Annotated in this window: 22 protein-coding genes; 4 read left to right on the forward strand and 18 right to left on the reverse strand. The window is 46.0% G+C overall.

Annotated elements, in window-relative coordinates:
- Positions 1 to 16 precede the first annotated feature (16 nt).
- Genes trpC through DWX33_RS06240 form a run of 4 tightly spaced genes read left to right on the forward strand, consistent with a single transcriptional unit; the run spans position 17 to position 3,457 of the window.
- On the forward strand, positions 17 to 811 hold the full coding sequence (trpC, locus tag DWX33_RS06225) for an indole-3-glycerol phosphate synthase TrpC (RefSeq protein ID WP_122380027.1): 795 nt from the start codon (positions 17 to 19) through the stop codon (positions 809 to 811).
- A complete protein-coding gene (locus tag DWX33_RS06230; protein ID WP_122380028.1) occupies positions 808 to 1,473 on the forward strand; it encodes a phosphoribosylanthranilate isomerase in 666 nt (221 codons plus the stop codon). Before trpC ends, DWX33_RS06230 begins: the two co-directional genes overlap by 4 nt.
- 25 nt (positions 1,474 to 1,498) lie before the next feature.
- The gene (gene trpA / locus DWX33_RS06235) at positions 1,499 to 2,272 is read left to right on the forward strand and encodes a tryptophan synthase subunit alpha (protein ID WP_008779670.1); all 774 of its coding nucleotides are present in this window, start codon (positions 1,499 to 1,501) and stop codon (positions 2,270 to 2,272) included.
- Positions 2,273 to 2,314: 42 nt separating this feature from the next.
- Positions 2,315 to 3,457, forward strand: coding sequence for an iron-containing alcohol dehydrogenase (locus DWX33_RS06240; RefSeq protein ID WP_122380029.1), 1,143 nt, complete (start codon positions 2,315 to 2,317; stop codon positions 3,455 to 3,457).
- 58 nt (positions 3,458 to 3,515) lie between these two features.
- Here DWX33_RS06240 and DWX33_RS06245 read toward each other — a convergent pair whose 3' ends face one another.
- From DWX33_RS06245 to DWX33_RS06330, 18 genes are all read right to left on the reverse strand, one after another.
- On the reverse strand, positions 3,516 to 4,094 hold the full coding sequence (locus tag DWX33_RS06245; protein WP_022192174.1) for an LUD domain-containing protein: 579 nt from the start codon (positions 4,092 to 4,094) through the stop codon (positions 3,516 to 3,518).
- Positions 4,094 to 5,461 (reverse strand): lactate utilization protein B, encoded by a 1,368-nt coding sequence (locus DWX33_RS06250; RefSeq protein WP_009275003.1) that lies wholly within the window; start codon positions 5,459 to 5,461, stop codon positions 4,094 to 4,096. Before DWX33_RS06250 ends, DWX33_RS06245 begins: the two co-directional genes overlap by 1 nt.
- Positions 5,458 to 6,198: a (Fe-S)-binding protein gene (locus DWX33_RS06255; RefSeq protein ID WP_122380030.1), complete on the reverse strand. Its 741-nt coding sequence runs from the start codon at positions 6,196 to 6,198 to the stop codon at positions 5,458 to 5,460. The genes DWX33_RS06250 and DWX33_RS06255 overlap by 4 nt, the downstream gene beginning before the upstream one ends.
- A 59-nt stretch (positions 6,199 to 6,257) precedes the next feature.
- Positions 6,258 to 6,839: a Crp/Fnr family transcriptional regulator gene (locus DWX33_RS06260; protein ID WP_005857857.1), complete on the reverse strand. Its 582-nt coding sequence runs from the start codon at positions 6,837 to 6,839 to the stop codon at positions 6,258 to 6,260.
- 72 nt (positions 6,840 to 6,911) lie between these two features.
- Positions 6,912 to 10,139 (reverse strand): carbamoyl-phosphate synthase (glutamine-hydrolyzing) large subunit, encoded by a 3,228-nt coding sequence (gene carB, locus DWX33_RS06265; protein ID WP_005863118.1) that lies wholly within the window; start codon positions 10,137 to 10,139, stop codon positions 6,912 to 6,914.
- A gap of 119 nt (positions 10,140 to 10,258) precedes the next feature.
- Positions 10,259 to 11,440, reverse strand: coding sequence for a glutamine-hydrolyzing carbamoyl-phosphate synthase small subunit (gene carA, locus DWX33_RS06270; RefSeq protein ID WP_008772473.1), 1,182 nt, complete (start codon positions 11,438 to 11,440; stop codon positions 10,259 to 10,261).
- Positions 11,437 to 13,323, reverse strand: coding sequence for an amidophosphoribosyltransferase (locus DWX33_RS06275; protein ID WP_022192178.1), 1,887 nt, complete (start codon positions 13,321 to 13,323; stop codon positions 11,437 to 11,439). Before DWX33_RS06275 ends, carA begins: the two co-directional genes overlap by 4 nt.
- A 202-nt stretch (positions 13,324 to 13,525) precedes the next feature.
- Complete coding sequence (locus tag DWX33_RS06280; RefSeq protein ID WP_122380031.1) at positions 13,526 to 13,711, reverse strand: hypothetical protein; 186 nt, start codon at positions 13,709 to 13,711, stop codon at positions 13,526 to 13,528.
- 14 nt (positions 13,712 to 13,725) lie between these two features.
- On the reverse strand, positions 13,726 to 14,160 hold the full coding sequence (locus DWX33_RS06285; RefSeq protein ID WP_122380032.1) for a hypothetical protein: 435 nt from the start codon (positions 14,158 to 14,160) through the stop codon (positions 13,726 to 13,728).
- A gap of 17 nt (positions 14,161 to 14,177) precedes the next feature.
- On the reverse strand, positions 14,178 to 15,476 hold the full coding sequence (locus DWX33_RS06290) for an AAA family ATPase (RefSeq protein ID WP_008772476.1): 1,299 nt from the start codon (positions 15,474 to 15,476) through the stop codon (positions 14,178 to 14,180).
- Between the two features lie 366 nt (positions 15,477 to 15,842).
- Positions 15,843 to 16,958 carry a glycosyltransferase family 4 protein gene (locus tag DWX33_RS06295; RefSeq protein WP_122380033.1) on the reverse strand — a complete coding sequence of 372 codons (1,116 nt, stop codon included), beginning with the start codon at positions 16,956 to 16,958 and terminating at the stop codon, positions 15,843 to 15,845.
- A gap of 24 nt (positions 16,959 to 16,982) precedes the next feature.
- A complete protein-coding gene (locus DWX33_RS06300) occupies positions 16,983 to 18,194 on the reverse strand; it encodes a Coenzyme F420 hydrogenase/dehydrogenase, beta subunit C-terminal domain (RefSeq protein ID WP_122380034.1) in 1,212 nt (403 codons plus the stop codon).
- Entirely contained in the window at positions 18,191 to 19,291 is a 1,101-nt protein-coding gene (locus DWX33_RS06305; RefSeq protein ID WP_122380035.1) for a polysaccharide pyruvyl transferase family protein, read from the reverse strand. Before DWX33_RS06305 ends, DWX33_RS06300 begins: the two co-directional genes overlap by 4 nt.
- A gap of 25 nt (positions 19,292 to 19,316) precedes the next feature.
- Entirely contained in the window at positions 19,317 to 20,012 is a 696-nt protein-coding gene (locus DWX33_RS06310) for a hypothetical protein (protein ID WP_122380036.1), read from the reverse strand.
- A gap of 146 nt (positions 20,013 to 20,158) precedes the next feature.
- Complete coding sequence (locus tag DWX33_RS06315) at positions 20,159 to 20,827, reverse strand: HAD family phosphatase (protein ID WP_122380037.1); 669 nt, start codon at positions 20,825 to 20,827, stop codon at positions 20,159 to 20,161.
- A 12-nt stretch (positions 20,828 to 20,839) separates the two neighbouring features.
- Entirely contained in the window at positions 20,840 to 22,645 is a 1,806-nt protein-coding gene (locus tag DWX33_RS06320) for a glycosyltransferase family 2 protein (RefSeq protein WP_122380038.1), read from the reverse strand.
- A 45-nt stretch (positions 22,646 to 22,690) separates the two neighbouring features.
- A complete protein-coding gene (locus DWX33_RS06325) occupies positions 22,691 to 23,806 on the reverse strand; it encodes an EpsG family protein (RefSeq protein ID WP_122380039.1) in 1,116 nt (371 codons plus the stop codon).
- A 20-nt stretch (positions 23,807 to 23,826) separates the two neighbouring features.
- Positions 23,827 to 25,356, reverse strand: a complete 1,530-nt coding sequence (locus DWX33_RS06330; protein ID WP_147425496.1) for a lipopolysaccharide biosynthesis protein — start codon at positions 25,354 to 25,356, stop codon at positions 23,827 to 23,829.
- Between the last annotated feature and the right edge of the window lie 167 nt (positions 25,357 to 25,523).

The raw sequence follows: 25,523 nt of genomic DNA on the forward strand, positions 1-25,523 counted from the left end.
TAAAAAAACATATCCTATGAAAAAGGACATCTTACAAGATATTATCGCCAATAAGCGCATCGAGGTAGCCCGGCAAAAACAGGCCGTAAGCTTACAGACCTTATTGGCTCTAGGTAGCGACCGTATGGAGCATGACACACGTTCCATGCGTGCGGCGCTGGAATCATCCCCCTCCGGTATTATCGCCGAGTTCAAGCGTAAAAGCCCCTCCAAAGGTTGGCTGCATCCGGGTGCGAATATCGCCGACGTGGTGCCCGCTTACGAGGCCGGAGGAGCCTCCGCCTGCTCGATCCTTACGGACGGGGATTTCTTCGGGGGTTCCTTGGGCGACTTGCAAAAGGCCCGCAAGCTGGTGGATCTCCCGTTACTTCGCAAGGACTTCATCATCGATACCTACCAACTCTTCCAAGCCCGGGTGATGGGCGCCGACGCTGTCTTGTTGATCGCCGCCGCCCTTACAGAAGAAGAATGCCGGGTACTCGCCGAGACCGCCCATAGCCTGCAATTGGAAGTCTTGCTGGAAGTCCATAGCGAGGACGAGCTCAAATACCTGAATGCGGATATCGATATGCTCGGCGTGAACAACCGCAATCTCGGCACCTTCCATACGGACGTAAACAACTCATTCAAGTTGGTCGATAAGATGCGAGGCTTCTCCCCTCTTTTAGTGTCCGAGAGCGGAATCTCCGAGACCGATACCGTACGCCGATTGCGTGAGGCCGGTTTCCGCGGATTCCTGATCGGAGAGACCTTCATGAAAACCGAGAGGCCGGGCGATACCCTAGCCGATTTTATAGGAGGACTGGCATGATCATCAAAGTTTGCGGAATGCGGGAGCCTCAGAATATCCGGGAAGTAGCCGCCCTAGCCATCAACTGGATCGGCTTTATCTTCTACGAACGTTCCAAGCGCTTTGTCGAGCGATGCCCGATGGAGCAGCAGGTAACGGACAGTGAACAATTGTCCCCTAAGAAAGTGGGCGTTTTCGTCAACGCTACCATCGAGTCCATGATGGAGAAAGCCTCCGCCTACAAGCTAGACTATCTCCAACTTCACGGTAACGAATCGCCGGAAGATTGCCACACCCTACAGAAAAGAGGATACTCCTTAATCAAAGCCTTCCCGATCGCCTCCAAAGAGGATTTCAAGAAGACCAAGGAGTATGAGGGCCGAGTGGATTATTTCCTTTTCGATACGAGATGCGAGGGCTATGGAGGCTCAGGCAAACGTTTCGATTGGTCCATCCTAACCGAATATAAAGGAGAGACTCCCTTCTTGCTCAGCGGAGGCATCCGTCCGGAAAACGCAGAGGCGATCCGGAACTTCCGGCATCCCCGTTTCGCAGGTATCGACCTCAACAGTGGCTTCGAGATTGAGCCGGGATTGAAAGACGTCGACAAACTAAAGAATTTCATCCAACAAATTTTACATCCAGCTGTAGAGACAGGGCGTGCCCCGTCTCCCACCGTCTGATAGTATTTTTAAAATAGAATTCAAAATGAATCGCATCACAAACTTATTCCAGACCCAGAAAGACGGAATACTCTCCGTCTATTTCACCGCCGGTTATCCGAACTTAAACGATACGGCAAGCATCTTAAAAGCCTTACAGGCTAAAGGTATCCACATGGTAGAAGTAGGAATCCCCTTCTCCGACCCGATGGCAGACGGCCCTGTCATCCAAGAGGCCGCCACGCAAGCGTTGCGTAACGGGATGTCACTGCACCTCCTATTCGAGCAATTGAAAGAGATCCGGAGCGAAGTACAGATCCCGATCATCCTAATGGGCTACCTGAATCCCATCATGCAATACGGTTTCGAGAAATTCTGCGCCAGTTGCGTAGAGGCCGGCGTAGACGGAATGATCATCCCCGACCTGCCTTACGCCGATTATATCTCCGATTACAAGGAAATCGCCGATCGCCATGACCTAAAAATGATCATGCTGATCACCCCAGAGACCTCCGAGGAACGAATCCGGCAGATCGATGCCCATACCAGCGGATTTATCTATATGGTATCCAGCGCCGCCACGACCGGAGCCCAACAAGATTTCAACGAACAGAAACAAGCCTATTTCCGTCGTATCAACGCCATGAACCTACAGAATCCCCGCTTGGTAGGTTTCGGCATCAGCAATAAAGCCACTTTCGAGGCGGCGACAGCCCATTCTTCCGGTGCCATCATCGGTAGCAAGTTCGTCCAGTTACTAAAGAGCGAAGCTACTCCCGCCGAGGCGGTCGATAAGTTACTGGAAGCCCTAAAACAATAGGAACCCTATTCATGTTTACATATAAAAACAGTAAATAGTCCTATGAATAACTTCACTTTTCACAACCCAACCCGTTTATTATTCGGTAAGGGCATGATTGAGAAACTGAGTACGGCCATCCCGATGGTGCATCGCATCATGATCACTTTTGGAGGAGGTAGCGTAAAGCAAAACGGTGTGTACGACCAAGTGATCAAGGCGCTAAAGGATCGTGACTATATCGAGTTCTGGGGCATCGAGCCTAATCCCACCATCGAGACCTTGCGAGAAGCTATCCAGATAGCGAAAGGCAAGCAGGTGGATTTCCTATTGGCGGTAGGCGGTGGCTCCGTCATAGACGGGACGAAGCTAATCTCCGCCGGTATCCAGTACGACGGCGATCCTTGGGAATTGGTGCAGAAAGGGTATTACTATCATACTGTGCCCATGGGTACCGTACTGACCCTGCCCGCCACAGGTTCCGAGATGAATAGCGGGGCGGTGATCTCCCGGAAAGAGACGCAAGAGAAATTCCCGTTCTACAGCAATTTCCCCGTATTCTCGATCTTGGACCCGGAGACGACCTTCAGCCTGCCCCCGTATCAAGTGGCTTGCGGTATCGCTGATACCTTCGTCCACGTGATGGAGCAATATATGACTACGACCGACCAATCCCGCTTGATGGATCATTGGGCGGAAAGCATCTTAAGCACCTTGGTTGAGATCGCCCCGAAGATTAAGGAAGATCCGAGGAATTACGACCTGATGGCAGATTTCATGCTATCCGCCACGATGGGCTTGAACGGCTTTATCGCTATGGGCGTAACGCAGGACTGGGCTACCCATATGATCGGACACGAGCTAACCGCCCTTCACGGATTGACGCATGGAGCGACCTTAGCGATCGTCTTCCCCGGAACCTTACGCACCCTACGCAAGCAGAAAGAGGGCAAGATCCTGCAATACGGCGAACGGGTATGGGGTATCAATAGTGGAACGACAGAGGAACGGGTAAGCCAAGCCATCGAGAAGACCGAGCAATTTTTCCAAAGCCTCGGTTTATCTACCCGCCTCAGCCAAGAGAAGATCAGCAATACGACAATCACCGAGATCGAGAATCGCTTCAATGAACGAAACGCCGCCTTCGGGGAGGCGAAGAATGTAACGGGTAGCGTGGCACGGGAAATATTGGAGAGCTGTAAATAACGTACAACTTGTAGAGACGGGGCGTGCCCCGTCTCATCCCCTCAAAAGGGTATAGATTTTATCTTAACAGGACTACTACTTGGATCGGGCCATGCGCCCCGAATACCAAGGCTTGTTCAATGTCAGCAGTCTTTGAGGGACCGGACATGAAGACTCCGTAATCATAATCCATAGTGGCAGTACGGCGGTAAGCCTCATTCATCGTATGAACCAATTGAGTCTTGTCCAACAAGATCACCAAAGCGTTCGAGATAAAGTACAGACCTTTATAACGTACCTGACGGGGTAACCAGACAGCGGCATTCTCCGCCACGCCGAAACTACCCTCCACCACAGATACGTCCGTCCCGTTCAACTCCCGGGGATCGGTCAGCTCATCCGGGTTAAAGGTAGCGCAAGTAATCTCCTTCAAATTCGAGGCGATACGTTTCGCCTCCGGAAACTCACGGCGGATCACCTCATTCACATCCTCGCCGGGCTTTAACTCGATGGCCTTGCCACCCGCCCCGGCTAGCACTTCCGAGAACGTAGCCAACTTATCCGCATAGGTAATCGCCTCCAACGTAAGCTCAGGCATCTCGTGGCGTGCACCCGTATGACGACGGATACTCGCCAATATAGAATCTTTACTACTCATTATCTCACCTTATTATTCTTCCACATATCATTAAACGACTCCTTGGCGAAAGCCGGAAGCTCACGTCCCTTGCCCCAAGCGTTCAAGCCATTGTAGACCATGAAACGGGGCAAATGATTCACTACCGGAGCAAACTTCAACGCCGTATTGAACAATCCCGGACGTTCCATCAGGAACTTCATCCCGAAAGACATCACTTTCTTCTCCTTGCTCGCCTTACCGATCTTATCCAAATCTTGCCGCCAACGGTAAATCTGCTCGCCCAAGTCGATCTTTACCGGACAAACGTTCGAGCAAGAAAGACATAAGGAGCAAGCCGATACGTTATCCGAATATTCCTCCGGATTCCTCAGCATACCCAAGTTGATCCCGATCGGTCCCGGAATGAAATACGTATACGAATAGCCACCACTCCTGCGATATACTGGACAGGTATTCATGCACTCGCCACAACGGATGCAATTCAACGTACGAATATGATCCGGTTTCGCCAAGATATCACTACGCCCGTTATCCACGATAATGATATGGAACTCTTGTCCCTCGGGCGGACGGCGATAATGGGAAGTATAAGACGTGATGGGTTGCCCCGTACCCGAACGAGCCAGCAAACGAGTGAATACGCCCAATGCCTCCAGATTCGGTACGATCTTCTCCATCCCCATCGTAGCGATATGCACCTTCGGGAAGGAGGTTCCCATATCGGCGTTTCCCTCATTGGTACAAACCACGATCTCGCCCGTAGAGGCGACGGCGAAGTTAGCACCCGTCATCGCCACGTCGGCATGCAGGAATTTCTCACGCAGATTCTTACGGGCGGCATGCGTCAGGTAGGTAGGGTCGATATTCCCTTTCTCCGTTCCCATCTCACGCTCCATCATCTCGCTGATCTGCTCCCGTTTGATATGGATCGCCGGCATCACGATATGGCTCGGGGCCAAATGCATCAATTGCAAGATACGCTCACCCAAATCGCTCTCCACCACATCGATTCCTTTCGACATCAAGAACTCGTTCATATGGCATTCCTCCGTCAGCATCGATTTGCTCTTGATCAGGTTCCGGGCATCATGCTGGCGCAAGATCCGCAAGACGATCTCGTTATGCTCCTCGGCATCTTTCGCCCAATGCACGATAGCCCCGTTGGCGATCGCGTTTTTCTCGAACTCCTCCAGAAGCGTGTCCAGATGGCTGTTGGAGTAAAGCTTGATCTCCGAGGCCAACTCCCTCAACCGCTCCCACTCTGGAAGCGAATGGCTCATCTTATCCCGTTTGGTACGTACCATCCAAAGCGTATGGTCGTGCCAAGCCTCATTCTCCTTATTCTCTAGGAAACGGGCCGCTGCTATAGCATGTTTCGTACTCATAATCCGGACGCTAATATTTGAACGATGTGAATAGTCTTGATCGGAAGTTTCTCCCGCTTGATAACCCCTTCCATATGCATCAGGCAAGAGCTATCCGCACCGGTGATATACTCGGCGCCGGTACTCATATGATCCTTTACCTTGTCTTGTCCCATGCAAGTAGAGACCTCAGGCTCCTCGATGGCGAACATACCGCCGAAACCGCAACATTCGTCCACCCGCTTCGGCTCGAACACCTCGATACCTTTCACCAAGGAAAGGAGATCACGTAACTTGGAATAGTACGGGATATTACGCTCGCTGGGCGACGAGAGATGCAACTCACGCACCCCGTGGCAACTATTATGGATACTCACCTTATGCGGGAAAACGGCCGGCAGGGATCCCGGTCTCACCACGTCGTGCAAGAACTCGCAGATATCATAAATCTTCTTACTGTTCATACAAACGTGATCCCGCTTTCCCAATATATGGGAATGGTTCTCTTTTACGAAGGCTACGCAACTGGCCGAGGGGCCTACCACGTAGTCATAGTTCTTAAACTGTTCCTCCATCCGGAGGGCCAAGCGAGCCGCCTCATCCTCGAAGCCGGCGTTCGCCATGGGTTGTCCGCAACAGGTCTGGTCCATCGGATAATCGACATCCACACCCACATGCCTCAACAATTTATACGAGGCGATACCCACTTCGGGGTACACCGCGTTAATGTAACATGGGATAAATAATCCTACCTTCATACTAATTTTATCTTATATATCATATACGACACCGTATATAATTAACACCTACAAGCCCCTCATAGCTGCATATTGGCCCTTACCCTGCTTAATGTCTCGGGAGTCATCAGCAAATAAGAGGCGATATGGGACAAGGGGGCACGCTGCACGATCTCAGGGTGTTCTTTCAATAAGCGGGCATAACGTTCATTAGCGGTCTCGAAACGAAGGAAATCCGCCTTCCGTTGAGACAGGATCAGCGAATTCTCCAACAGGCGGCGATACATGACCTCGATCTCGTAATCCTCGGCGCACAATGCCAATAAAGGATCATGAGGAATGCCATACAGCACCGTATTCTCCAAGGCCTCCACCAACAGATTAGCGGGACGCTGGCGCAAGAAGCTCTCGATGCAAATGAAGATGTTGTCCTCGCTGGCGAAATGCTCGGTCAGCTCTTTCTTATTCTTGAAGTAAAACTGGCGAACCATTCCCTTATAGACATAACCGAGTTGCGTACAAACCTCTCCTTCGCTCAAAAACAGGGCGCCTTTTTTCAATTCTGTCCGGATTAAGATAGAGGCCAGTTTCTGGGCGGCTTCCTCACTGAGTAGAATCGATTGCGCCGCAATCCTGCGAGCTATAAATATCGCTGTATCCATATTCATGGTTGTTTTTGTTTGTTTCCGCAAACTTACGAAATAAATACCACTTGATTTACATCAAGCCCCCATTTATTTATATTCCTGCCAACTCTTGATGCAGATATCATCTACGCTCAAGGTACAGAAGGCTTGAATGAAAGCGCTCGCCAGACGGGCATTCGTAATCAACGGGATATTCAGGTCGATGGCGGCACGGCGGATCTTATAGCCGTTGTCAAGCTCGCCGGCGGAAAGGTCACGAGGGATATTCACGACCATATCGATCTGCTTCTCATGAAGCATCTTAAGCGCCTGCGGTTCTCCCTTCTCGCTCGGCCAGTACACCTTCGTACTCGGAATGCCATTCTCCGCCAAGAAACGGTGCGTACCTCCCGTAGCGAATAGGTTGTAGCCTTTCGTCGCCAACATCTTAGCGGCATCCAGCATGGCTACCTTCTGCTTCGGCGTACCGGTGGACAGGAGGATATTCTTCTCCGGAACCCGTTGCCCGACAGCGAGCATACTCGTCAACACCGCCTCGGATACATCGTCGCCCAGACAACCCACCTCGCCCGTGGAAGCCATATCGACCCCTAATACCGGATCGGCTTTCTGCAAGCGATTGAACGAGAATTGAGAGGCCTTGATACCCACGTAATCCAAATCGAACTCATTCTTATTCGGTTTCTCTACCGGCAAGCCCAGCATGACACGGGTAGCCAACTCGATGAAGTTTATCTTCAGCACCTTGCTCACGAACGGGAAAGAACGGCTGGCACGAAGGTTACACTCGATCACCTTGATCTCATTGCCCTTCGCCAGATATTGGATATTGAACGGGCCGGAGATATTCAGCTCCTTAGCGATCTGCTTACTGATACGCTTGATACGACGAACCGTCTCCACATATAATTTCTGGGCCGGGAACTGAATCGTAGCGTCGCCGGAATGTACCCCGGCAAACTCGATATGCTCGCTGATGGCATACATCACGATCTCGCCATGATCGGCCACGGCATCCATCTCCACCTCTTTTGCATGCTCGATGAACTGGCTTACCACCACCGGATGCTTTTGGCTGACGTTGGCGGCCAATTTCAAGAAACGCTCCAACTCCTCTTGATTCGAGCAGACATTCATGGCGGCACCACTCAGCACGTAACTCGGGCGAACCAACACGGGGAAGCCTACCTCCGCCACGAAACCATTGATATCCTCCATGGAAGAAAGCTCTTTCCAGCGGGGCTGATCCACGCCGATACGATCCAACATGGCGGAGAACTTCTCACGGTCCTCGGCATTATCGATGCTCTTGGCAGATGTCCCCAAGATATTCACATGCTGCTCGTCCAGACGCATCGCCAAGTTATTCGGGATCTGGCCACCGGTGGAGACGATCACGCCGTGGGGGTTCTCCAGCTCAAGGATATCCATCACACGCTCGAAGGTAAGCTCGTCGAAATAAAGGCGGTCGCACATATCATAGTCGGTAGATACCGTCTCGGGATTGTAGTTGATCATCACGGAGCGGTAACCCTCCTTACGGATCGTATTCAAGGCCTGCACGCCACACCAGTCGAACTCCACCGAGCTACCGATGCGGTAAGCGCCGGAACCCAGCACGACAATCGAGCGATGATCGCCCAAGTACGTCACGTCATTCTCCGTTCCGCTATACGTCAGGTACAGGTAATTCGTCTGCGCCGGATACTCGGCGGCCAAGGTATCGATCTGTTTCACCACCGGAAGAATGCCATGCTCCTTACGGAACTGGCGAACCAACATCATACCCTTCTCCACATCCCCGTCGAGACCGATCGCACGGGCGATCTGGAAATCAGAGAAACCTTGTATCTTCGCCCGGCGGATCAACTCCGGATTGATGCGCCAACGTTGGATCCCCTTCATATCGAAAGCGTGAAGCTCCTTGGAGGTCTGCATGATTCCATATAGTTTCTGTAGGAACCATCGGTCTATCTTGGTAAGCTCATGAATCTGGTCTACCGTATAACCGGCTCGGAATGCCTTCGAGATAACGAAGATACGGCGGTCGGTAGGCTCATGCAAAGCCTTATCGATATCCTCGATCACCAACTCCTTATTCTCCACGAAACCGTGCATACCCTGCCCGATCATACGCAAGCCCTTCTGGATAGCCTCCTCGAAAGTACGTCCGATCGCCATCACCTCGCCAACCGACTTCATGCTGGAACCCAACTCACGAGCCACGCCGTGGAACTTACCCAAGTCCCAGCGAGGGATCTTACATACCACGTAATCGAGAGCCGGCTCAAAGAAAGCGCTAGTCGTTTTCGTCACGGAGTTTTTCAAGTCGAACAAACCGTAGCCCAAGCCTAATTTAGCGGCCACGAAAGCCAACGGATAACCGGTCGCCTTAGAAGCCAAGGCCGAAGAACGGCTCAAGCGGGCGTTCACCTCGATCACCCGGTAATCCTCACTCTCCGGATCGTAAGCGTATTGCACGTTACACTCGCCCACGATACCGATATGGCGAATGATACGGATCGCCAACTCACGTAACTTATGATAATCCGTATTGCTCAAGGTCTGCGAGGGGGCAATCACGATAGACTCTCCCGTATGGATTCCCAGCGGGTCGAAATTCTCCATGTTACATACCGTGATACAGTTATCGAAGCGGTCGCGCACCACCTCGTACTCTACCTCTTTCCAGCCCTTCAAGCTTTTCTCCACCAATACTTGCGGAGAGAAAGAGAAAGCCTTCTCTACCAACACGTCCAATTCTTCCTCATTGTCGCAGAAACCGGAACCCAAGCCCCCCAGCGCATAAGCGGCACGGACGATGACCGGATACCCCAGCTCGGCGGCCGCACGGCGAGCGTCAGCGGCATTCTCCACGGCCTCGCTCTTGATCGTCTTCACGTCGATCTCATCCAGCTTGCGTACGAACAACTCCCGATCCTCGGTATCCATGATAGCCTGCACCGGGGTACCCAATACCTTCACGCCATACTTCTCCAGCACGCCGCTTTGGTAAAGGGCCACGCCACAATTCAACGCCGTCTGCCCGCCGAAAGCGAGCAAGATACCTTCCGGACGTTCCTTCTCGATCACCTTTTCCACAAAAAAAGGAGTAACGGGCAGGAAATAAACCGTGTCCGCGACTCCTTCCGAGGTCTGTACCGTAGCGATATTCGGATTGATCAATACCGTTTGAATCCCCTCTTCCTTAATCGCCTTCAGGGCTTGGCTGCCTGAATAATCGAACTCGCCCGCCTCACCAATCTTCAAGGCTCCGCTGCCGAGTATCAGGACTTTCTTTATATCTTCTTTCATTGCTTCATTTTTTTAATGTTTGTATTTACGACACCCGGAAACGGGTTATTCCAGTACCCGGAAACGAGTTATTCCGACACCCGGAAACGGGTTATTCCGACACCCGGAAACGAACGGGGCTACAGTAAGTCCGCGAACTTATCAAACATGAACTCCGTATCCAGCGGCCCGCTGCAAGCCTCGGGATGGAACTGAGAGGAGAAGAAAGGCTTCGTCTTATGCTTGATACCCTCGTTCGTCCCGTCATTCATATTGATGAACAGCGGTTCCCACTCCTCACCCAGCGTATCGTTATCCACGGCGTAACCATGGTTCTGCGAGGTGATGAAGCATTTCTCCGTGCCTACCATACGTACCGGCTGGTTATGGCTACGATGACCGTACTTCAATTTATAAATAGAAGCACCGCCGGCTTTCGCCAACAACTGGTTACCCATGCAAATACCGCAAATCGGCTTATCCCCGGAAAGCGCCTTACGGATATTCCGCACGGCGGCATCGCAAGTATCCGGATCGCCCGGACCGTTGCTGATAAACAAGCCATCGTATTCCAGCTGATTGAAGTCGTAGTCCCAAGGCACACGGATCACCGCCACGTTACGCCTCAACAGGCAACGAATGATGTTATGTTTCACGCCGCAGTCCAAAAGCACGACGCGCTTTAGGAATTGAGAATTGAGAATCGAGAATCGGGAATCGGAGGCTTCCGATAAAGAACAGGTCTGGCTCGTACCATCGGGCAGGTAACAAATAATCTCCTTGCACGATACCCGATCCACATAGTTCACATGCTCATAATCCTCGATCTTCAATTCCCCATTTCCAATTTCGTTATCGGCATCGCCGATAACGATACGTCCCATCATCACGCCATGCTCACGCAATTTCTTAGTCAACGCACGCGTATCGATACCGTATATGCCCGGGATCTTCTCCTCCTTCAACCAGTCGCCCAAGCTGCACTCGGCGTTCCAGTGGCTATACTCATGGCTGTAATCGCTAACGATAATCGCCTCGGCGTGGATCTTCTCGCTCTCCATAAACGTAGCGATCCCGTTCGGCTCGAACGTACGAGGCGGGACACCGTAGTTACCAACGAGCGGATAAGTCAACACCATCAACTGGCCTGCGTACGAAGGGTCCGTCAAGCTCTCCGGATATCCGGTCATAGCGGTATTGAACACGACCTCGCCGGCCACCGGTCTCTCATAGCCGAAAGAGTAGCCACGGAAGACGGTACCGTCGTCTAACATTAAAGTTGCTGTTCTGTTTGTCTGCATAGAATCTGTATGTTGTGTCATTTCACTAAATATTCTTCTTCCATATAGTGAATAAAAGCCTCGTTCACTAACCGAGTTCCGCCCGGTGTCGGGTAATCGCCGGAGAAATACCAGTCACCCGGATGCTCCGGACAAGAGGCATGCAAGCCCTCCAAAGTCTGGTAGACGATCTCTACTTTCGCCTGCGTCCCGGCCGGTGTAAGCAACTCCACCATCTTAACGGATATCTCCTCGTCCGTAAACGGGGCGTATATCTCCTTTACGTAATTCACCAACGGACCATCCGCCGCTGTTTGTTGTCGCTTCGCCTTTTGATAAGCGTCCAAGATCACGTATTCCATCCCCCGGTCACGTAACAGGGCCACCGCAGCCTTAAAAGCGATAAACTCGTTCATCCGGGACATATCGATACCGTAATAATCCGGGTAACGTACCTGCGGAGAAGAACTTACGATCACGATTTTCTTCGGATGCAGGCGATCCAAGATACCGATAATACTCTGGCGTAAGGTAGTACCCCGCACGATGCTATCATCTATCACAACCAGATTATCGATAAAAGGTTCAATACTTCCGTAAGTAATATCATACACGTGCGCTGCCAGATCATTGCGGCTATTGCCCTCAGCGATAAATGTACGTAATTTTATATCTTTTATAGCTACTTTCTCCGAGCGGATTCGCATGGAAAGGATTTGTTCCAGTTCCTCTTCCCTGAGCAAGTGACTACGATCGGCGATCCATTCTTTTTTCAGCTTATTCAAATAGTTGTTCAATCCCTCCTGCATCCCGAAATAAGCGACCTCGGCCGTATTCGGGATAAAAGAGAAGACGGTATGATTCAAATCATAATCCACCGCTTTCAAGATCGGATGCACGAGATTATCTCCCAAACGCTTCCTTTCCCTGTAAATATCCACGTCGCTACCCCGTGAGAAGTAGATACGCTCGAAGGAACAAGCCTTATTCTCTTTCGGCTCCACGATCTGGGAGATATGCCACTCGCCTTTCTTGTTGACGAGTATCGCCTCTCCCCGATTCAACTCCCGGATATTCTCTACCTGCACGTTCATCACGGTTTGTATAACCGGACGCTCGGAAGCCAACACGATAATCTCATCATCCGCATAATAGAAGGCCGGACGGATTCCCCACGGGTCCCGTACGCTAAACGACTCGCCACTACCGGTGATACCGCAAATCACGAAACCACCATCCCAGCCCGGAGTACAGCGCTTCAGCACGTTCGACAAATCGATTTGATCCTCGATGGCATGCGTGATATCCATCCCTCTCAATCCTTCCGCCTCACACTTTTGGTACAGGCGCTCCACTTCCCTGTCTAATCGATGTCCCAGCTGCTCCAGCATAATATAGGTATCGGAATATTTCCGGGGATGCTGGCCGATCGCCGTGATCTCCTCGAATACCTCATGAACATTTGTCAGGTTGAAATTTCCGCAAACGGCGAGGTTCTTTGCACGCCAGTTATTGCGTCGTAAAAAAGGATGGATATAAGAGATTCCGGATTTTCCGGTGGTACTATAACGGAGGTGGCCCATATAAAGCTCTCCGGCGAAAGGTAGGTTGGCTTTGGCGAATAACGGATCGTTGAGTTGTTCGGGGGTTAAATCCTTGTAGTGTTCGTGAACTGCGGCAAATATCTCGGTAATAGCTCCGGTCCCGACGGCCCGTTCACGGAACATATATTCCTCTCCGGCATTTGCCTCTAACTTCACGCAGGCTAAACCCGCTCCTTCCTGCCCCCTGTTATGCTGCTTTTCCATCAGCAAATAGAGCTTGTTCAGTCCATACATCCAACTACCGTACTTCTCGTGATAATACTCCAAAGGCTTCAGTAACCGGACCATGGCGACACCACACTCGTGCTTCAATACTTCCATTGTCGAATCAACTTTTTGATTTTGCCGCAAAGATACAGACAATCCCTAACATATTGTTTAAACAAACATAAAATAATTGACACTTTCACGGAAAAAATGTTTTTATCGGACGTTTGGTTAACAAAGCTTACATTTTATAAGCAAAAGGGAGGGTTTGTTTTCAATCCATAATGAGGCATGAAGGAGCATGAAAACTACGGCCTTATAAATCACATTGCCTCTGCTTTTTTTTCAAATACCAAACGACAATACTATTATACTCCTTATAACGTCCTTCCGCATCCATATTACTCCACTTACTTATTTGCTGGTTTAAATTAGAAGCTATCCAGCCTTTACGATTCAAATAATCAATCACTCCCAGCAAAGCCTGCAAACGATTAGCCATCAACCAGCGGTTGTTCAAATTAAGTTAAGCAACTGATTGATCTGCCTATCATAATCTTCATTCGCCGAGACAATCTTCCCAGATTTACTTTTATAAGAAAGGCTTGTAAAAAGCTCATCATCAAAAAGGTTAAATGTTAGATCCTCATTACCTTTCAACTTATCGCAATGAAAGTCAGAAGAGATTGCCCCAGGACAGCATATCACCATGTTATGATAATCCAATTCCCTATCCGGATGCTTTTCTCGGCTCAGCACATGTTCTATCCGGCTGGTTTCATTACTATTCCGGTCTTTCACAGGAATCCTACGCATACAATAAGCACAAACATATCCTTGCTCCTCAAGCAACGAACTTCGCAGTTCAGATATCGCTTCATACTTAGCACCGGGGGTCTGCCGATATTCCACCCACTCCTTTGGTTCCGGTCGTTTGTCTATCTTTCTCATCCCTATCTTAAATCATCTTAAATCAAGCAGTTCAACATCGCTTCCGCCCGGGCAAGTTCGGGTAAAGAATCTCCATATTTCCCTCTCAACTTCCGTAACAAATCTCCAGCCTCTTTCAAGCGATCCACATCTATCAACTCAAACAATTCGTTCAACTGCCTATCTACTTCAACCGCACGAGGCGTTTGACCAAGCACGACATAGGTCAACGTCGACATATCCATACCATAAGTGACAGTCGGCATTATACGATAGCCCTGTTCCTCCGAGTAACTCAACTTATAAACAATATTCTCCTCATTACTTTCCACCCCCGACATAACCATCGGAGCATGGGAACTGACGATAAACTGCAATCCAGGAAATGCCTCGCACAATCCTTTCAGCACCACCGATTGCAACGTTGGATGTAAATGCAAATCCACCTCATCAATCAAGACGGTACCCCGGGTTTTCGCACAAGTCTCCTCACCATAAATACCCCGGTTTAGCAATGCGCAACGAAAAGCTAGATCCGTTACTATATAAACCAGCCTTCGATATCCATCTGACAAGAAATCAGCTTCTACCTCTCGCCCATCCATCAAGATATAATATACTTTTTTCCGGATAGGCCGAACCTCCATGTCTTGAATAATCGCACAACCACCCGCTCCAAGAGCCTTCTGTATAGCCTTGCGAACTATATCTATCTCCAAATGGTTTTCCCTACCTTCCTGTAAGACCAGCAATCGCTTAATCCAATAAGGGAAAAAGCCATCCCCCTCCAAGCATTCATAATAGCCAAAAGAAGGCTTATGGTTATACTCCTTGAACTTTCCAAAATCGATCTTTCGAATGGCATGAATATCTTCTGTCGAGAAATTCGCGAAAAGAGGTAAAGCGATTCTCTGTCCCTCCTTACTAATATAGTTATGCATCAACAAAGCTGCCCAATCCTTATACTCCTTAAGTCCCGAAGTCAAGGAACGGCTATTTTTCTTGCTTTTCTTTATCAAAGTATAAAACGAATCTCCACCCGTGGAATCCGCCTCCTTCCCCATCACATCAGCCACATCAAAAGAAATATGAATAGGACGCTCCTGCAATAAGATTCCACCGGTCTCCATTTGCATGAAATCCTCATTGCCGGGATTAACCCATTTGGTATTATCATCGCTAAACCCGCTGAAGAATGCGCTCAACACAAACTTACAAGCTCGCAACACGGATGTCTTCCCGGTAGCGTTATCACCTACAAGCAAATTGACTCTACTTTTCAAGGGGATGGATAGCTCTGTATAACACCGAAAATTCTCTAATCTAATCTCTTTCATAAGTCTTCCTCACCAGCTTAATGACAAACGTTAAAATCAAGCTATTATATGCAAAGGTAAGCTATTATTTTCACTCCGACAAACGGTTAAGCCGAGAATGTATTTTAAGGTGGTGAGAAGTATAACGTAATATTTCCGCAACAGAAAGAAAAACGTCAATATTCTTTCTGACACAGAAATATTCTTGCATAAATTCTTTCTATGACACAATATTACCTACACAACCTGATGCGGAACTGTTGAATCATTTAGTCTTCTGTAATACAAAGGCGGTAAGAAACATAATGTAATGTTTCCGGAAACAAAAAAAGCCTCCTTTTAGCGGAGGCCTTAACATGAGATCTTTCTTTTCTTCTTTTATCGGAATCAAGAATCATATTCCTGTAAAATTCGCTCATAGCAACTCCTTACAGACTTAATATCAAATCGCTCTTCCGCCAGCCGTCGGCTATTGATACTCATAGACTCCTTTTCCTCATCGCTCAACGACAAATAGCGAAGCATCGCGTCCGCCAAAGCGTTTACATCTTTCGTAGGGACCAAATAGCCATTCTCACCCTCACGCACAGTTTCCCGACATCCGGGAATATCGGATGCGATGATCGGTTTGCCCAAGGCACAGCCCTCCATCAAAGAGCGATTCAAGCCCTCATGATAACTGCTTAATAACAACAATAATATACCGGGTCTTCCCATAAACTTCTTCGGTTCGGTCGTATAGCCCAGATACGTGATGGCACCGCTCTCCTCATCCTTTTGGATCTGCTCACGGCTCACGGCATTCGGATACGCCTCGTCCACCGGACCGAGTAATTGTACCTTCACCTCCGGATGCGTACGCTTCACGATCTTGGCTGCCTCCACGACTTCCTTATAGCCCTTGTCGTAAAGAACTCGAGCTACCATCAGAAAGATCGTTTTATCAGATCGATTATCCGAGAAAGCGAACTTATCCAAGTCCACTCCCTCACCCCCTTCCAACAGTATGATCTGCTCTTTCCGGGCCACTCCCCGCTCTACCAAGATACGCAAGTTCTCCTCATTCAATACCATAACCTTATCAGCCAAACTCAATCCCAATCGAAATAGACGATGCGCCACCTTACTGGCCAAACCACCATGCGAAAAGGTGAAACCCAGCCCCGCTACCATCGCCGTACTGTGAATACCCAATAAGCGAGCCGCCAGCGTACCGTATATATTCGGCTTGATCGTAAAATGGAAGATATAATCCGGCCACTCTTCCCGGTAAATACGTAGCAAACGGAAAAAATATCGCACGTCATGCAAGGGATTCGTACTTGTTCGCCGCATATTTATAGCGATATGCCGTACCCCGTCGGGCACATTCATTCCCTTACTTGGAGCATCTACAGGTGACACCACCACCACCTCGTGCCCCAGATCGCACAAGTGCGTGATGATACATCCCCTAAAGTTCAATTGACTCCAGAGGGAGTTGTCGGTAAATAAGATTTTCATATTATTGTATGAGTTTGAACAAAGTCAAGATCTAACCAAACGCCTAATTTTGATCAATGCGGAATTAGGAAAGAAAGTAGCCAGCCTTTTCAGAAAAGAAAGTAAACGAGCCTTAAATGGTAATTGATTAAAATAAAAGTGTTGTACATCATGTAAACTCTCCCCGAAGCTTAATCGTTCAATGACTTTATCACGAAGACCTATTCTCGAATAATCACTCGTACTTTGATAATCCAAACAAATCTTGGCTTCCCATGTTTCATCCACTATAATTCTTTTTTCATCTTGAAGTTTATTCAAAACGATTTGGCCTTTATCTGTAGCCACCAACACAGCAGATACACCATCTTCCCGCTGCTCATAAGCACTCCCCCAAAAATCCCCCAAACGAAGATCGGACGCTACATATTCCTTGCGTAAGGCACAGGTAAAACACGAGGTATTCAATGCGACATTATCAAAAAAGTAACGATAAAAAATATCTTTATAAGCAAACTCGGTATAAACACCTTTTTCCCCCGTCAACCGAATCATATATTGATGCCATCCATTCCCTTTATAGCGGAATTGCACTTGATCCAATTTCCCAAGCTCTCTTCGTTTTTGAGAGATATAGGGTTTCCATACATTATAGGAAGGGACACCATGACAAAACAAATCCACCAATATAAATTCATTCGTCAAGCGATGCTGTCGTATCAATTGTCTTAATCCGAATATTTGACACGGAGTACCTATGCAAATATACTTTTGCGATAGATCTTTCTTAGCCTCCTCCAATAATAGCGTAAAAGCTTCCGAGCTGTCGCTTTGAATATACTTTGACCCTTTCAGTAATTTCATATCTTCCAGTTGGCTTATCAAGACTGTTTTTGCTTGATCCTTTTCATAATCATAGATCACCCCCATTATCTTATATCCATGCTCTATACCCCATAAAGACAACTCATGCGCAAAACCTCCCGAGGTTGTCGTTTGTTGTATCCCTTGATCTGAAGAAAAAGCACCATATACCATTTTATCCCACATTACACAAGCTTGAGAAGCAGGATTTATAAAACGATAGCAAACCTTTTGGCAAATTCCACAATCCACACAAAGATCATCGTCTATTACAGGCGCTAAAAAACCATCTTCACTCACATTCAATCCTATGGCTTTTTTCGGACAACTCGCAACACAAGTGCCACATCCGGTACATGCTATTCGTGAATAAGCCAAGATATTCTTTTTCATTTCACAAGATCTAATGCATTTTTCAAATAACCGATCGATTTTTGCCGATACCTTTCAATACACTCATTCAAAGCCAAGCAATCAATGTCCTCCGCAAAAACTCGCTCCAGTTCACGCAGTGAAACCTCTTTAAGCAAACGATATTCCAGCCCCAACCGGCCAACCAAATCCAACATTTTGGAAGAGTTGACACTCTTGCTGTAATAGATAGCCATGGGCCTATTCGTAATCGCAGCCGCTATAGTACCATGGAAAGTATCCGTGACAACTGCTTTTGCTCCTTGAATACATTTTAGCCATTCTAACGCATTACAAACAATATTAACATCGCACCATCCATGATAAGTTCCCGGCGAGACGGTCAACAAATGATTTTTCCTCGCAAATTCCTTCACCGCTTCTATCTCAGAGGAATCCACAAAACGGGCATCATACGAATATACCACCATATAATCCTTTCGAGGAGTCTCTTTAGGGAATCTATAAGTATCTAAGGGAAACTTATACAACAACACAGGATCACATACCAACTCCGCAAATTTTCCGGTCAGCTCATGAATGATTTTTCTAGTTTGCTCATCCCTTGCAGACAATGCCTTAAACCGGCTTAAACCACTTCCTATAAGTTCCTCACAATGAAATTGACGGATCCGATCTAGATCGGTTTGACCACATGATGGCGCATAAGCGATCATATTTTCCGTATTCACTCCATGACCAAACATCATCATATTCACCCCCAATTCCAAACTGAAGACCTCATCAGCTCCGACTAAAGCGGCATCTATCGATGCAGAGTGATAACGATCGCTACGAAAACATTGTTCACGAAACCTCTTATTGACCAAATATTTGCGTACATTATGCCATGTAAGTTTCACTCCTTTCTCCAGCAAGAAATGTTTGATAATATAAGGAACCGAAGCCAGCGAAATTTGATTCCGACGTTCTAGTTGGGGTATAAAGTCGTAATTCTTTCGATAAGTTAAGACTATGGGAATATGCCCCAATTTTTCTAACACTTTATAAGTAGCAAACAATTGTAATTGCGCCCCTTGATTGTTTACATCGTAATGGGTAAGGATACCGATTTTCATTTTAAACTAACTAAAATAGATAATACTAATTCTTTAAATACTCATGGAAGACAAAACCACTCTTAATCAATAAATACAAGCTACACCTAAACAAAAACATGTACAATATCAAGCATACATCCATGAATGAGAAAAAACTAATCCAATAAAAAAAGAAGGCTATAAGGGACAAAAAAGCATAAGCCATTACTCGATAGCCTGTAATTCTGTTTTTATCAAACTTGATAATATATCTTCTGAAATAAATATTTGTAGTGATTTCCGTAGGCTTAGTAGAACGAAACTCTGTAGTCTTAATGACAGGAAACACCATCAAGGCCAAGACAAACAAACTCCAAGAAAGATTATCAGAGAAAAGCAATAAAGGAGAGCAATATCTTATGGAAACCAGCATGAAATATAAAATCATATTCCAATGACCACGTATATGGTTGTAAAACTGATAAACCAACAAAAGTAAAACCATTGCGAATAAGAACAAAATACATCCTGTCAATTCTGCTTTCAATAGCCACAAAGAAAAAATCAAAAGTAAGCCCTGCACCATTCGTTGTAGATATATCAATTCTTTATGACGTTCATAATAACCAAGCATCTCAGCCGACAGACGAGCGGTCGGTTTATGTTCATTCTTGATTGTTTCTGTATCATTTTGTATATAACCGATTTCGTAAAAGTTATATACTGTCACAATAACCAACAAGGTAAATAGTATATTCATTATAGAAATGTTCCATTGAGCATTTTGCAGAAATAGCAGACAGATTATAGGGATCACATATATGCAACTCCAAGAAAAACATTTCAGCGGAGTTCTTAATCTCGTAATATAGGTGTACAAGATGGGTAAATAAAAAATAAAACTTCTCATTTCACTATCAAAAATTTAAAGTTACTGATGTGTTTATCTCGAATGACCTTCAACCATTTTTTTTTCTTTTGACAAGAGCTGACAATATAGCTTGCACTGGATAGGCTCATTAAATCAAAGTCCGAAAGATTGTCCGATACAGTCATTTCATAGGGTGCTAAATAACCACATTTTACCAATGCTTTTCGCTTATTATGCAGCAAGTCTGTAGACAATTTGCCTAAGCAAACACCTTTATCGTAACATAATTCAGAAGAAAGATATTCCAAGATATGTAACTCTTCCGCAACTTTGCTAGCGACACAATCCAAAGTAGCTGAGACTAATACCAATCGGCATCCTTTTTTTCGATAAGATTCTACTATTTCTATTGACTCTCTTTGCATTCTAAATTTCAAGAAAGAAGAGTAAAACTTATCAACCATCACCTTTATCTCATCTTTCGTTTTTCCACGTAAAAATAAGATCCCAAAACAACGTATTAAATCGAAAGAAAATACTTGTAGCAGTAATTTGTTCACCACACGGGCACAGAATGTTTTTGATATATTCCTATATAATCGATATATCTTAGAAGAACCAAACGAACACTCTAGAAAATCCATGGTAGTGTTGGACGCATAAAGTGTGCCGCAAATATCAATAATGACTATGGCTGGAAGCATGATGAGATTAATTTATGGTAGTAGAATTTCTTCATACTGGGTACCAGATATCAGTGAAGCAGTTTTAGCGAAAGTGCTGTGATATAACAAATCCGAAAAAACCAGATATACCTTGCTGGCCTTACTGACCATTAATAAGTCGACGAATGATTTCATATGAATATCCAGATTTTCAGCGGGAGTATACTCTAAATGAATAACATCACCTGGGATTATATAGGTATATCCTAAAGTTGCCGCTTTAGACAGGAACGTTTTGCTATCAGACGTGACAAGGATTCTTTTGCCTAAATGCAAACTGTGTAAGTCTTCTATTTTGCTCAAGCACTTGTCTAATAATCCATTTCTTTCAGATTCTGGCAAAATAGGGAAATTACCCTCTGTGAAATCCCCTAACAGCTGCTGGAACCTGAACGTTACAGAAATAAATACCCCGCCTATGCGTTCTAGATTAAACCGAACAAGAGCGAGCAATTGTGCAGACGGCTTAAAGAGTTCGTCAAATAGAACCTTGAAGTCTTCGTTTGCAAAGTATCTTATGTTTGTGTATACATGAAGCTGCTTATTTTTTTTACAGAGTTTTCCATTTGCTTTTCTCCTTGAATCCAAATGATTCTCATCGTAGGATATATAGATGGGCAATGCATCCTCTGAATGATAAGACAAATCCTCTTCTCCTATCCTCCAATCATACGTATTGGGTTGCAAAAAAATTTCCAAATCATAGGGCGAATGAAAAAAAGCTTTGAATGAGATGTTGTGTCCCTTGCAATAGCAATACGTCGAAACCAGTCCACATAACCTGTCGGAAAGCCCTCCATGGAGTATCTTCCCATCTGCCATATAGATAATCCACTGGCTTGTATTCCCAGCCTTGTTGCCTGCAAGATTGTAATACTTTTTTAGCCGTCTGGATTTTATCCAGTCTTTGATCAATCGTTTAAATCTTTTCATTTGAATTCTTTTATTGAGTGATATTGATTTGTTGCAATCCAAAGCCCCTTGCATACCCGCTTTGAAATGAGCCCAATGTCCATGAAGCAAGGAACTGACTATTCTCATCGGTACAAGAATCTTCTTCCTTAACCGAAACCTTAATGGAATGTAGCTATAAGAAGATATACGTAAATTATTCCTGCAAATAAAGTATTCTCTTTGCGGAGAGTGTGAAAGGATTTTTCCTTTCTCACCATTTCCTAACCGGTGTGTCAAAGAAGTTTGTGGAGTTATTAATATCTCAAATCCGAGTGCTTTTGCTCTTAGACACCATTCCACATCAAGTCCGTCTATAAATAAATCGTCTTTCATCATTCCTACAGCATTTATGCTTTCCATAGATATTAATGAACCCGAAGCAATACAATAGGAAACAGACAACGTTTCACTGCCTAATTTCACTCGTTTTATTCTCAACCCTTCGATTATGTTTGCATATTCATACTGAGGAGGATTTGCCAAAAGATCATAAACATTAGGCCCCACCAGCCCAACACGCTTCCCTCGCTCCCGATTCTCTTTTTCCACTGCCAGTAACGTGTCTACCATGTGCGGCGAAGCCACCGAATCCTGATCCAGAAGCAAAACATGTGTCGCCCCTTTTTGCAGAGCAAAGGTTATCCCTTGGTTCTGAGCCTTCCCCAAACCTTCGTTTCTATTGTTCAGGATGTGGTATACCCCATCTTCTTCCGGCAAAGCAAGGCATGTTGAGTGATTGTCTACGTAGACGATTCCTGACACTTGACCCCAGATGGATTCGTACTGTCGCCTCAAAAGGCTACAGTCGGGGTTATAAGTGACTATTATTGCGAATACGAACATAATATTAGCATCTATTTATTTTTACTTTATGACAATTTTCAGATATTAGTACCCCCAAAAATCGTACATCCAATTTTCTCTTTGGATGTCTATCATTTTGGTGAAGATAGAAGAATATGGATAGTATATTTTCCAACCATCCTTATACCAATAAACTAAATTACGAGATAGGGTAAAGGCCGTATAGCAACCAAGCAGGAAAAAACGAAAGCTTGGAGACGATTTACGAAGATTGCCAAAAGCGTCACTTAAAGGAATCACAAGGAAAGGTAACAAGTAATTGAGAAAACGGAGAAAAATTACCTTGTACGGTAATATACCTATACCACACAACACATATGCACAAAAGGCCCATTCAAACGGAAAGTTTTTATCTCTGCCCTTGAATATGACTAACAGAAAGAATGGAATAATCACACTGCTGATAATCTGTATAATATAAAATTTTACACTGCGGTATTCTTCTGTATAAGCCTGCACTCTATTGTAAATGTTTTCTGCCACGGACAAATATTCAGAAATTGAAGATAAGGCTATTATAAATCCTCCTATACATACCAGTCCAAATATGAAAGATTTGTCGAAACCTATTTTTCGTATGAATGGCAGTATTAAAGCTACAAATGCAGAAGGATGGAACAAAATCGCAATCACAACAAACAAGAAGTACTTACCTTTTTTTCTCCGATCCAAATAATCATATCCAAGCAACAGCATTGCCACTGCCAAAGATTCTTTTAATATCTCAAAACAAAAATATGAATAGAAAAGAGTTATAAATATGCATACTCCTATGAAACGATATTGGGTTCTCCGATAAATAAAAAAGAATATCACAGAACAAACGATTGCAGATTGAAACAAGTGTAAAACATAAAATTCCTGTGATATACTTCGACAAAGAGCACAAAACAACAAAAATAACGGATATAATGAATTACTCAAATCGCTCCAACTCAGTTCAGGAAAGCTCGGCACATTATCATAACTGTTCGAATAATTATAGATGTCTGCTCCTATCCGGTAACTCAACCCCGACAATAAGATAGCATATGCCCAAAGCAACAAGTAGCAAAAATGCTTCCCGGTTTTCTGACCCTTCACGTCATAAAACCAAGCGCAAAACAGGCTGATAAGCAGTAAACCTATATAAGATAGCATAATTGTAATAATTCAAATTATCAAAACCTTTCAAGAAGCCATTTTTTAACAATCGTTTTTTCTAAACGATCCATACCCAACGCCCAAAGGCTTATTCCATAGAGCAAGAAAAATGTTCCACATATACCGAATAATCTTTCCCATTCTCCACCCCATGTAACATGAGAAAACATAACATGCATACCCAACAAAGTAACACAGACAATTAATAATGAAGGCTTAAAAACTTTATGGATGTATGTACGAAGTGATAAACCTGCAATTTTTTTCACAAAAAGCATTCGAGTAATTAATATAAGGACTTCTACGATGGCTTTCACAACCAAAGCCGAAATCGGAAGTGTATGAATTACTTTAAAAAGAAAATAAGAAATTAGGATATTTAATAACAATAGCAAACTGATTACTATTTGGTATTTTTTAATTTTTCCTGTTCCAAATATGGCTGTATCCATCGGAATGGAAAAACAAACGACCAACACGTAAATCAAAGTCAACTGACAAAACCAAGATGTATAATTGGGTACATTTTCATTCAACCATAAACGCAAAACGAAATCCATATTGTACATAATCGGACACACCAAAGCAAACAGCAACAGAAAAGAGTATTTGCTGCTCATACAAATCAATTTGTGAAGATGCTCTTTTTCTCCCGAAGCATAACTCTTCACGATTTGAGGATTGGTAGCTTTTTGAAAGTTAAATACGAAAGAGTAGACTCCCGCCCCTACCTGGCTTGCCACCCCATAAGCCGCATTCACGGCTACACCGAAAAAAAGGTTCATCAGTACGTTGATGCCCTGCGTGGCCGTGGCCGACGACAGTGCCCCGAACAGATTCCACCCCGAGAACGAAGCGATTTGCCGCATCAACGCACCGTCGCACACCGGGCGGAAACGGGTACAGGCTATCTTCCGGTTACAGTAAAGTTTGTAGCAAAGTGCCACCGCCAGCTTCGACACGAACATCAGCGCCCCGTACAACACGAGCTTGTCCACTCCCGCAGGGAATAGTAGGACGTAGACGATGCCCAACAGTAATACCGCTTCCACAATACACACCACGGCGTAGAACGACATCCGTTCGTAGGCGATAATAGCCGACTCGTAGGGCATCCGCACAAAGGCGGCGATGAACGACAGAACAGAGAACTGGAACACCCAGTTGGCTGCCGCAAGCTTTTCAGGTGCGATGCTCATGTGCGTGTTCAAGAACCACACGCCTACGCTCTCCAACGCCACGAACAGCACCGCCCCGATGAGCAGGAACAGCATTAGACAGGTGCTGAATATCCGGTTCAGCCGATTTCCCCCGCTCCCCATTTCGTAGTTCAGAAACCGCTGCGTGGCCACCGTGAGAGGCCCTTGCATGAACGAAAACGACACGATGAGTGAAGCTATGACACTCCACAGCCCGAAATCGTCCACGCCCAGCACCTGCAACACCACCCGCGAGGTGTAGAACTGCACCAGCAGCGTGACCCCCATACGGATGTATAGGTAAAACGTGTTCTTGACTATTCGTTTGTTGCTTAAGGTATCAGACATTAGGCAGAGGTATTTGATGCGGCTTGGTCTCATCACTGTGAAACTTCTACGCTTCGGCTATTTGTAGGCAAATTCCCTTTCTCCCTCCCCACCCGCTCCCGCACCTTCCTCGGCAGCGGACAGCTTTGTTCCAGTATCCGGTCACAGGAACACCGTAGCTCATCTCA

The sequence above is a fragment of the Parabacteroides sp. AF19-14 genome, assembly GCF_003635485.1.
In the GTDB taxonomy this organism is placed as follows: Bacteria; Bacteroidota; Bacteroidia; order Bacteroidales; family Tannerellaceae; genus Parabacteroides; species Parabacteroides distasonis.